General features: G+C 65.7%; 3 protein-coding genes. All 3 read left to right on the top strand.

The features are described 5' to 3' along the window. Positions 1-48 precede the first annotated feature (48 nt). From BU204_RS37190 to BU204_RS39785, 3 genes are read left to right on the top strand one after another with little or no spacing between them, the layout of a single operon-like run. Positions 49-4779, top strand: coding sequence for a LamG domain-containing protein (locus BU204_RS37190; protein WP_332888619.1), 4731 nt, complete (start codon positions 49-51; stop codon positions 4777-4779). 50 nt (positions 4780-4829) lie between these two features. Continuing rightward, on the top strand, positions 4830-11054 hold the full coding sequence (locus BU204_RS37185; RefSeq protein WP_158073578.1) for a polymorphic toxin-type HINT domain-containing protein: 6225 nt from the start codon (positions 4830-4832) through the stop codon (positions 11052-11054). 55 nt (positions 11055-11109) lie between these two features. Continuing rightward, the gene (locus BU204_RS39785; RefSeq protein ID WP_143230035.1) at positions 11110-11460 is read left to right on the top strand and encodes a hypothetical protein; all 351 of its coding nucleotides are present in this window, start codon (positions 11110-11112) and stop codon (positions 11458-11460) included. Positions 11461-12117: the final 657 nt, after the last annotated feature.

Genomic DNA, 12117 nt, shown 5'->3' with positions numbered 1-12117 from the left:
CCACGCCAGTTCACCACACCATGAAGATCTCAAACACGCTCTCAGACCCTGTACGTCCGCGCCGTCGACCGGGCCGGCAACCCGAGCCCGGTCACCGCGTACCGGATCTACGTCCGCGCAGGCAACGGGGCATACGCGCAGTGGTCCTTCGAGGGCAATACGCAGGACACCGCGTTCCTCGGTGACCGGCACGGCACCCTCACGGGCGCTGGCTCCTATGCCCAAGGACCCGTTGGAAACGCGATCGTCCTCAGCGGAGGTACCGTCACGGCCGCGAACGCGGTCGCCACCAATGCCAGCTTTACCGTGGCGGCCTGGGTGCGTCTCAACCAGGCCGACGCCAGTCGCACCGCGGTGAGCCAGTCGGGGAGCCAGACGAGCGGCTTCCAGCTGGGCTACCGACCCGCCGACGGCGGACGGTGGTTCTTCTCGATGCCCCAGGCGGACTCGGCATCCGCGACCGTTGATCTTGCGTCGTCGGCACTGGCCGCGACGCCCGGTACGCCGACCCATCTCGCTGGTGTCTACGACTCCAGGAAGAAGGAGATCCGACTCTACGTCAACGGTGAGCATTCCCGGACGGTCCCGCACATCACGTCCTGGGCTGCTACCGGCCAGGTCCGCGTCGGTGGCGAGATGTCGTCGGGTGTCGCGACCAACGCGTGGTTCGGGATGCTCGACGAGGTCCAGCTCTACGACCGGCCTCTGCCCGAGGAGGAGCTCCGGGCGAGCGTCAGCCGGAACAACGTCCAGGTCGCGCACTGGAAGTTCGACGAGGCAATCGAGCTGCCGGAGCCCGGGACCACGGCGCGCAACGCGGTGGAGGGCGGCGACATGGCCGTGCTCGCCGACGACGCGGCGTTCGTCGAGGGCGGCGTGGCCGAAAGCGGGGCGGTCGAGTTCGGGGCGGGAGGCGGTCCTGGCTCGGCCACGACGCACGGACCGGTCGTTCGCACGGACCAGAGCTTCTCGGTCGCGGCGTGGGTCAAGTTGTCGGACACCCAGGCGGTGAACAGGGCGGCGATCTGTCAGGACGGCGCCCGGAACTCCGGATTCTGCCTCGGCCACGAGTCGACGAGAACCTGGTCGTTCGGTATGCCGACCTCCGACGCCAACGCCGCTCCGGTGGTTGCCGCTCGATCCGACAATGCGGTCAGCACGGAGTGGACCCACCTGGTCGGGGTGCACAACGCCGCGTCCAAGCAGCTCCAGTTGTATGTGGACGGAGAGCTGGAGAGTACCGTCGCCTACACCACCCCATGGCACGCCGCCGGACGGTTCCGCACCGGACAGGCCCTCGTCGCCGGGCAGCTCGAACGGCCGTGGGACGGCTTACTCGACGAGGTACGGGTCTACAGCCGCGTGATCTCGCCGGACGAGGTGCAGGGAATCGTCGCCCAGGACGATGTCACCGCCGGAACGTGGAAGCTGGACGGAGACGGGACCGACTCCACCGCGGCTCGAAACGGCAAGGTCGAGGGCGATCCCGCGTGGACAGCGGGCCAGTCGGCCAACCCATCGCCCGGCGACCTCGCACTGTTGCTCGCCGGTGCCTCCGACGAGTACGTCCACGCGCCAAAGTCCGTGGACACCGATCGCAGCTTCTCGGTGACCGCCTGGGTCAGAGTCGATCAGCCTGGACGGCAGGCGACTGTGGTGTCCCAGGATGGCCGCCAGGCCAGTGGTTTCGTCCTCCGCTCCACGGCGGCAAACCAATGGTCGTTCGGTATGCCGCGAACCGACGCCAACAACCCCGTGTTGGACCAGGCGGTCGGGGGTGCCGTGCAGGTGGGCGTCTGGGCACATCTCACCGGCGTCTACAGCACGTTCCCAGTGGGATCCGCGATGCAGGGGCGACTCGAGCTGTACGTGAACGGCGTGCTGGTCGGGGCCGCGACGCACACCCCCTCCACCCCGGCCTCCGGCGAGCTCCACATCGGACGAAGTCGGCACAACGGCGCGTACGCCGAATACTTCGCGGGGGCGATCGACGACGTGTCCGTGTACACCCGGCCGTTGCTCGGCGACGAGATCAGAACCAAGGCCGGGCGAGACCTGAGCTTGGTGCACCACTGGCGGCTGGACGAGATCAGCGGTGCCAGTGCGGCGGACTCCGTCGGAGCACGCGGTGGGACCTTGTCGGCCGGAGCGTCGTTCGGACAGGGCCGCGTCGGTAACGGGGTGGGTTTGACCGGTACGGGTGTCGTGAGCACTACCGGCGTGGACCTCCGCACCGACCAGAGCTTCACGGTCGCGGCATACCTGTACCTGGGTGACGCCAGCGTGCCGGCGACCGCGGTCAGCCTCGACGGCACGCACGCCAGCAAGTTCCAGCTCAGGCACCGACCACCGCGTGACACCCACGCGTTCGGGCAATGGACCTTCGAAATGGCGAGCGGGGACACGGCGGGAACGCCGGAGGTGCTCGCCGCGGTGTCGACGACCCCGTCCGAGGTCGGGCAATGGGTCCACCTGGTCGGCGTGTACGACCAACCCAGCGGTTTGATCAGGCTCTACGTCAACGGGGAGCGACAGAACGACAATCACCTCCCCTCGGCCTGGAACAGCAGCGGCGGACTGGTGGTCGGGCGCGGCCTGAGCGATGACCAACCGGTCGAGTACTGGCCGGGCCGCGTGGACGACGTCCGCCTGTACACCGGAGCGCTGGACCGCACCCGGGTGGGCACCCTGTACCAGTCGTTCCCAGCCGAGCAGGCGCCGCCCACGCTGCCTGAGACGGATCTGGGTGAGTGGACCTTCAACGAAGGTAGTGGCAACGTCGCCAACGACGCGAGCGAGTACCAGAGGCACGCGTTGATCCACGGGGGGACCGGCACCTCGAGTGACTGGCCAGCCGGACGTCGAGATCGGGCCGCCTGGTTCGACGGCGACGGCTACGCCCAGACCACCGAGCCGGTGGTGCGGGACGGGCAGAGCTTCTCAGCCACCGCATGGGTGTACCTCACGACGCAGGGCGGCGCCGACAAGGTCGTGCTCGCTCAGGACGGCAACCACGCCAGCTCCTTCCAGCTGAAGTACGACACCACGGCGAAGCGGTGGGCAGTGGTGATGCCCGAGAGCGACACCGCGAATCCCGCGACGAAGGTGCTCACCTCCACCGAGTCCGGCTGGCTCGGCGAATGGACCCACCTCGGCGTGGTCTACGACAGCAGCGGTACCGGCCAGCTGCGGCTCTACGTCAACGGCATGCTGGTCGGCCACCGAAGTGGAGTGAAAGCGACTGTCGCTAGCGGTCCGTTCACGATCGGCCGGGGGAGGTGGAACGGTGCGACCATGGGCTTCTTCGCTGGCGGCGTCGACGACGTGCGGGTGTTCTCCGGCGCCCTGACCGACGGAGAGATCCGGTTGGTACACGACAGCGCCTCGTGGGTCACGGTGGGATCGTGGCGGTTCGACGACGGGAATCGGGACTACACCGGACGGACCGATCTCTTCCTCTCCTCGCAGGGAGTGACGTTCACACCGGGAATCAGCGGAGTAGCGCTGCAGTTCGATGGGGTGACGGGCGGCGCCGCGACCAGCCTGCAAGGATTGTCCATGAGGGACAGTTTCACAGTGTCGGCCTGGGCGCGGCTCTCCCGAGGTGATCAGGTCGCGACCGTCCTGGCGCAGGATGGCAGCCGGATGAGCGGCTTCGTTCTGCAGTACCGACCAGAGAACGGGCGGTGGGTGTTCGGATCCCGGGCTAGCGACACCGACGGTGCCGCGCTGACGTTCACGTCGTCAGCGCAGCCGGCGGTGCTGAACCAGTGGGTGCACCTCGCCGGCGTCTATGACCGAGCTGCCCAACAACTACGGCTTTACGTCGATGGCAGGCTTGCCGGCACCCGGAACTATCAGCCGCTGTGGGCGGCGGCCGGCGGGCTGACGGTCGGTCGGGGCAAGGTCAACGGTGCCAGAGCGGAGTTCTTCCCCGGGACCGTCGACGAGGCACGAGCGGATCTTGGGATGCTTCCCGACGCGCAGATCGCGCGCCTCGCGAGCTGGTCGCCCCCGATCTCCGGATCTCTGGGTGCTTTCGTCAACGAAGCCGGCGACCGGTACTCGGCGCCCACGAGCGAACCCATACGCGCGGGCTACCGGTTCGAGCGAACGCTGGGCATGCCAGCTACCGACATGCAGGACGGTACCCACGTGCTGTACTCCTGTCGATCGGGGACCGACCTGTTCACCTCGACCGACAGCGCGTGCGGCGGTGACGTCCTGCTCGGCGAGGTGGGACGGGTCTACACCACACCTCCAGCCGGCATGCCGACCGTGCCGTTGCGCCGGTGCGCACGCGCCGGTGACCGATTCGACGCCCTGACGTGTGGTACCGGTACCGAAGAGCAGGTAGTCCTCGGTCACACGGTGGCCTACGCACGATTGGCTCGCTACCAGGGACCCTACGGGGATGACCACTGGACCACCTTCGACGGGACCACGCCCGGTTACCTCCTGGAGGGACCGCAGGGTTGGGTGCCGCTGGTCTCGCTACCCGGGACCCAACCGTTGTTCAGTTGTCGCGATGACACGGATCGGTTCACCTCGATCGATCCGGGGTGCGAAGGGAAGCAGCTGTTGTCTGCCAGCGGGTACGTGTACACCACACCACCACCGGAGTTGCTGACCTTGCCGCTCTACCGGTGTCTGTCCGCTGTCGGCTACGACGGCGCGGTCCAACGGTTCAATTCTCTCAGCGAGAACTGTGAGGGGCAGACTGCGGACCGTCTTCTGGGACACGTACTGGCGGCCGCGCCGACGCCGGATTCGCCGTGAACCGACGAAGCCAGATGTCGAGACTGTTCTCGTTGGGCGGAAGGAATGTCATGCGGGTTATGCGCGGCGCCGCGTTTTTCCTGATCGCGGTGCTGACCGCGACGCTCCTGCAGGTGACCCAGCCGGCCGTCGCCCTGGCACAGGATGGTCCGTCGGTTCCGCTGCCGACGACCCCCTCGGTCGGTGGCAGCCAGGCGGGACGCCACACGCCGGCGACGGGAGACCAGACGGCGCCCGGCGCCCTGTCCGGCGAACAGGCTGGGCGCACCACCCTGCCAGGAGCGGGAACGTACACCGCGACGTCGTTGAACAGGTCCGCATCCTGGGAGGTGTCTGGCCAAACAGGAGACTTCACCTGGGCGTACCCGCTGCCGGTGCCGCCGTCCCCCGGTGGGCTGGAGCCCACGTTGGGCCTGTCATACTCCTCCGGCGCTGTCGACGGGCTGACCAGCTCGACGAACAATCAGGCTTCCTGGATCGGGGACGGGTGGAGCCTGTGGCCCGGGTTCATCGAACGGCGCTACCGGAGCTGCGCCGACGACCTCCAAGGCGTGGCGGACCCGAAGCCCGCGGACCTGTGCTGGCACACGGACAACGCCGTGCTGTCCCTCAACGGCTCCGGCTCCGAACTGGTTCGGGTGGGCGAGAGCTCGACCTGGAAGGCCAAGAACGACGACGGCTCACGGATTCAGCACCTCACCACTGGTGACAATGAGGACAACGACCACGAGACGTGGAAGGTCACGACGGTCGACGGAACGCAGTACTTCTACGGGTCGAGTTCCGCGTCGAAGTCCACCTGGACCGTTCCGGTGTACGGCGACGACGCGGGCGAGCCCTGCAACAAGCCAGCGGAGGGGTTCGCCGGGTCGTGGTGCAACCAGGCGTACCGCTGGAACCTCGACAAGGTCGTCGACCGGCACGGCAACATGGTGCGGTACCACTACCAGACCGAGACGAACTTCTACGGCCGAAACAAGAACAGCGCCGCGACCGAGTACGTCCGCAGTGGCTGGCTGGACCACGTCGACTACGGCCTGCGGGTGGACGACGCGGCCATCCCCGCCTCCGGCCAGGTCAGCTTCACCGTCGCCGACCGATGCGTACCGGGCACGGACTGCACAACAAACCCGTTCAGCAAGCCGGCCAACCTGCCCGACGTTCCCCTCGACCTCCGCTGTACTGGCGGTACCTGTGTGGACAAGTGGGCACCGTCGTTCTGGACGACGAAGCGCCTCACGACAGTCACCACGAAAGCACGACACAACGGACAGCTCGTCGCAGTGGACAGCTGGACATTGCGGCACATCTTCCCGGACCCCGGCGACGGTGAGAAGCCGGCCATGTGGCTCAAGGGAATCAAACACACCGGGCACACCGGCACTACCGCGATCGAACTACCGGAGGTGACGTTCGACGGGGTCCGCAAGCCGAACAGGGTCCACGGCACCGACGGCTACTCCAAGCTCATCCGGCTCCGGATGAACGCCATCATCTCCGAGTCCGGAGGAGTGACGTCGATCGGGTACGAGGAACCGGACTGCGTACACGGCTCCTCGATGCCCGCCAACGCGCACACCAACACCAAGCGATGCTTCCCGGTCCGGTGGACACCGCCGATGTCCCCCGAACGCACCGACTACTTCCACAAGTACGTCGTCAGGTCCATCGACGAGTACGACGGGATCGCCGGAACGCTCGCGGTCAACACCACCTACGAGTATCTCGACGGAGCGGCCTGGCACTGGGACACCTCGGAGTTCGTCAACGAGGACAAGAAGAACTGGAACGAGTTCCGCGGCTTCAGCCGAGTCCGGATACGCAAGGGTTCCGGTGCCGACGGTCCAAAAACGATGACGGAGCAGCGGTTCCACCGGGGCATGCACGGCGACAAACTGCCCACCGGCACCCGCGAGGTGACGTTGCTCGACAGCGAGAACGTGGGCCGCACGGACTCCGAGTGGCTGCAAGGTTTCCAGTACGAGACGGCTACCTTCGAGAAGGAGGCTCCTTCCACCCAAACCGATCCTGTACGACTGACCAAGACCGTCACCACGCCCTGGGTTGAAGGGCCGACGGCAACCCGCGGGCCGTTCAAGGCGTACATCGTGCAGGCCGGCACCACGAAGACTTACACCACGCTCGCGGCGGGCGGCCGCCGTGTCACCAGAACGGTGACCGACTACGACCAGACCTATGGCTTGCCGACCTCGGTCAGCGACCTGGGCGATGAGGCCACCGCGGCGGACGACCTGTGCACCAGGACCAGCTATCGACCTAACACGACAGCCTGGTTGATCGACTTTCCGTCCCGGGTCGAGACGGTGTCGCGTCAGTGTGGCGAGACGCCGGCGTTCCCCGAGGATGCGATCGGTGACACCGTCACCTACTACGACGGCCGGAGCGACGACACGCCACCGACCACGGGAAACGCGACAACCACCCGAGTCGCCACAACACGTCCCGCGGCGGGCCCCGCCTACGTCACCACCGCGACGACCGAGTACGACGACCACGGCCGGGTCACCAAGGCCGTCGACGCGCTCGGCAACGCCACCCGGACTGCGTACACCCCCGAGCTGGGTGGCCCGACCACCCAGCTCGTGGTCACCACGCCACCTGTGACGAACGTTCCAGAAGGCCTGTCAACCACGACAACCTTCGACCCGCGACGCGGGCTGCCGACTGCGATCGTTGACACGAACACAAAGCGGACCGACCTCACCTATGACGCCCTCGGCCGTACAACGCAGGTGTGGTTGCCGAACCGACCGAAGGCCGAGTACGGAATCGGCAACTACCGGTTCGCCTACGAGGTCCGCACCAACGGGCCCAACTCGGTGACCACGACCGCGATCAACCCCAACAGCGGGTTCACCACTACCACGGACCTGTACGACGGCCTGCTCCGCAAGCGCCAGACGCAGGCTCCTGCCGTCGGGGGTGGGCGCCTGCTGTCCGACATCCGCTATGACTCCCACGGTCGGCCGGCACGCGTCACTCAGCCGTACTTCAACAGCGGCGCTGTCAACACCCAGGTGTGGCTGCCCTTGGACAACTCCGTCCCGGGCGCCAACGTCACCTCGTTCGACGGTGCCGGACGGGTCGTGTCCACAGCCTTCCACGGATTCGGCCAGAAACGCTGGGAGACCACCACCACCTACGGCGGAGACCGAACCACCGTCACTCCACCCACCGGTGGCGTGCGCACCACCACGATCAGCGACGCTCGCGGCCGAGCCACCGAACTGCGCCAGCACAACCCGACCGGCTTCGACGCGACCAAATACGGCTACACGTCCGAGGGGCAGCTGGCCACGATCACCGATCCAGGTGGCAACGTGTGGACCTACCGATACGACCTGCGCGGGCGGAAGGTCTACGAGGACGATCCGGATCGGGGCGAGTCCACCTATGTCTACGACGATGCCGGCCAGCTCAAGTCGTCAACCGATGCCCGCGGTGCCACACTGGCGTACTCCTACGATGCGCTCGGCCGACAGACCGCACTCCACCGTGACTCGGCCACCGGGGTTCGAGTTGCCGACTGGACGTATGACACCGTCCGCTGGGCGAAAGGGCAGCTAGCCACCGCGACCCGGTACATCGGCTCCTCGGCGTACACGACGAGGGTGGACGGCTACGACGGCCTCTACCAGCCCCAGATCCTCGCCGTGGAAATACCGGAGGCGGAAGGCGAACTCGCCGGCAGCTACACGTCATACCTGACCTACCGGGCGGATGGATCGCTGGGTTCGGAGTCCCACGCCGCCACCGCCGACCTGGACGACGAAGGCGTGGTGCACGCCTACAACAACCTCGGCCTGCCCACCCAGACCTGGGGCGGGATCGACAACACGACGGTGGAGTACGTGCTGAGCACGAACTACACCCGCTACGGCGAGGCCCAACGTATCGAACTGGGGGAGGGCACCAAGCGTGCCTGGCTGTCCCACTACTTCGAGGACGACACCCGCCGGGTCAAGCAGACCGTCGTGGACGCCGAGGTCCCGACCCCAATGCTCGCCGACTACCACTACACCTACGACGACGCCGGCAAGGTGCTTTCGGTAGCGGACAAGCCGGTCAACAAGCCGACCGACACTCAGTGCTTTCGCTACGACCACCTCCGCCGCCTGACCGAGGCCTGGACCCCGACCACGGGCTGCGGCACGAACCCCACCGTCACTGGGTTGGGCGGACCAGCGCCGTACTGGCACAGCCACACCTACGACAAGGTCGGCAACCGCGCTACCGAGACCCAGCACGCCCTCGGCGGTGACACCACTCGCACCTACGCCAGCACCGGACACCGCCTGAACTCGGTGACTACCACCTCGCCGGGAGGCACCCGGCTCGAGGAGTTCTCCTACGACGAGACCGGCAACACTGCCACCCGCCCCGACCAAACCCTGGAATGGGACGCCGAAGGCCACCTGGCCAGCGTGACCGACGAAAGCGGTGCCGAGACATCCTTTGTCTACACCGCCGACGGGACGCGGCTGCTCCGCAAAACCCCGGACGCGGTCACCCTCTACCTGGGCGGCCAGGAGATCCGTCTGGACCGCCACACCCGGGACGTGAGGACGACTCGCTACTACACCCACGGCGGGCAGACCGTCGCGGTGCGCACCTCGGCGGGGCTGTCATGGCTGTCGTCGGACCGCAACGGCACCGCCGAGATCGCCATCAACCAGACCACCCAGCAGGTCACCCAACGACGTCACCTGCCGTTCGGCTCGGCACGCGGATCGGTGCCCGCGTCCTGGCCGGGCGAACGCGGATTCGTCGGCGGTAGCACGGACTCCACCGTCGGCCTCACCCACCTCGGCGCCCGCGAGTACGACCCGGCCCTGGGCAGGTTCATCTCCGTCGACCCGCTGATGAGCGTGACCGACTCGCAACAGATGAACGGCTACACCTACAGCAACAACAGCCCGATCACGTTCACCGACCCCAACGGTCTCCGCGTGATCTGCGGTGGTACCACGAACTGCCCGTACGAGGGTGAGGCCTGGACCTCCAACCCGAAGAAGGCCCAGCAGTACAACAATGCGCGAAAGAAGAAGTACGGCGCCGACCCGGGCAAGGCCAGCCACGCCCTCTACATGGGCTCGCCGATCCTGGGCCAGTCCCTGAACAAGAAAGCCCTGCAGTCGCTGCGGCAGTTCGGTTACCGCGGCTCGATGAAGTTCTCGCGCCTGGAAGCTCTCGAGTTCTCCCTCCAGAGCGGCGAGGCCTGGCGCATCGTCTGCCAGGCCACCAAGGGCAACGCCGAAGAATGCCACCCCGACGTCTGGGGCGATGGCCTGGTCAAACTCGCCCAGTTCATTTACGCCCTCACTCCCGTTCCCGACGCGGTCGACTGTATGGGCGGTAGCGTCGAAGGCTGCGCCTGGCTCGCCTCCAACGCCATCCCCGGCGCCAAACTCCTCAAAGGCGTCGACGAGGCCGCCGAAATCGCACACACGGGCCAACAGTCATGCAAACTCGGACACAGTTTTGCTCCGGGCACCAGGGTCTTGATGGCCGACGGAACCAGCAAACCAATCGAAGAGCTCGAACTCGGCGATAAAGTCCTTGCCACCGATCCCGAGACTGGCGAAACCAGCCGGCAACCCGTGCTGGCGACCATCGCGGGACAAGGCCAGAAGAGCCTGGTGGAGATCACCGTTGGTGACGGAGAGCACCGCGGCACAGTCGTCGCCACAGCGAGCCATCTGTTCTGGTCGCCCAACCAAGCTCGATGGGTCGCCGCAGGCGGACTCCGAGAACAAGATATCGTGTTCTCACGAGGCGCAAGCAGCGGCTTGGTTTCCAAAGTGCGACACCACAGTCAGTATCAAAAGGTATACAACTTAACTGTCAGTGATATCCACGCGTACTACGTACTAGCGGGCGATACCGCACTGCTTGTGCACAACTGTCCTGGTGTTCCCCGCTCGGCTGACGGCAAGTACGCCAAGCGCAGCGGGGAACCTGGACGTGATGGTGCTGCCGACGAAATGACCGCTTGGGAGCATCTGGAGCTCGATGGTGCGATTGTGAGGCGGGGGGAAACTGGAGTCAGGGTCCCGGGTGTCGGTGCGAGAAAGTATGATGGAACAGTGCAAATCGACGGTCAGTGGTATGGAATCGAAACAAAAGGCGGGTCTGCGAAGAAGAAGGATGGGCAGCGAGCATTCGATCAGTGGCTGAACTCGCCAGGGAACAGTGTGCAGACCAAGGATGGACGTACCCTGGTCGGTGTGTTCGACGTGTGGATCGACCGGTAGTCTGGGACAGGAACCCTACCAGGAACACACTATGCTGCGTTGACGAGGAGATGCGATGAGTTTTGACCTGGCATTCTGGTACGAGGATGTGCCATCAACCGCCGAGCAGGCGTTGGAGATATACGAACGTCTGGGAGAAGAGGGCGAGAATGGGGTCGTAACTAGTGCACCCGAGGTTGAGAGATTCTTCGCGGAGGTCGTGAAGACTTATGGTGATATGACTGAGGAAAACTTGGATGAGTCGCCTTGGTCCGCGTCGCCCTACGGAACAGCCGAGTATGTCATTGTCAACATCTCATTTTCTCGCGTGCAGGAAGTTGTGCCTGTGTTAGAACAACTGGCGGCAAAGCATCGAGTCTCGATGTTTGACCCACAGAACCGAGAGATAATTCATTCCCATGCCTGATATTTTCTGGTCATTACACTGAATAACTTTATGGGGAATCAGCGCAGTGCGGGAGGGTGAGAAGCATCTATCCAACACGAACCACGCGGCGTGCGCGAAGTGGTTGTGGATGTGGATGATGACGAAGTAGGAGCGGCGGCTGCGCGTTTGAGGTCGACAACGTGCTTGACCAGCGCAAACGAGCTGGCGCAGGCACCCGCCACACCTGAGATCAGCCGAGCCCCGTGGGCGACGCGCGATGAGATCCTCGGGGTCGAGCCGGTGGTCGAGGTTGAGGAGAGGATCGGGCCGGTGGCGCTCTATGGACGGTGCTCGATCGAGGACAAAGTTCGTCCGGCCGCTCGGCGGGCATGTCGTGGTTGAGTTCTTCGATATCGGGCAGTCCCGGTCGGTGCCGTGGAAGCGGCGCGATGAGGCGTCGCGGTTGCTGGCGGAGTTGAAGCGGCCGGACCGGGGCTGGAGTGCGGTGGTGGTAAGGAGGGGACGCGGTGTTGGTTCGGTAGCCAGTTCTCGTTGATCGCTCCTCGGTTCGCCGCGTACGGGGTGGATCTGTGGGTGCCGGAACTCGGCGGGAAGCTCGATCCGCGGAACCCGTCGCACAAGATGTTGATGACCAGGAGTTCCGTTGTCATCGTGCCGTATCACGGCTGCTGGCGT

It is taken from the genome of Actinophytocola xanthii (assembly GCF_001921205.1).
Lineage (GTDB): Bacteria > Actinomycetota > Actinomycetes > Mycobacteriales > Pseudonocardiaceae > Actinophytocola > Actinophytocola xanthii.
Note: the sequence above shows the minus strand (reverse complement) of the source record. Positions and strands in the feature narration are given on the sequence as shown.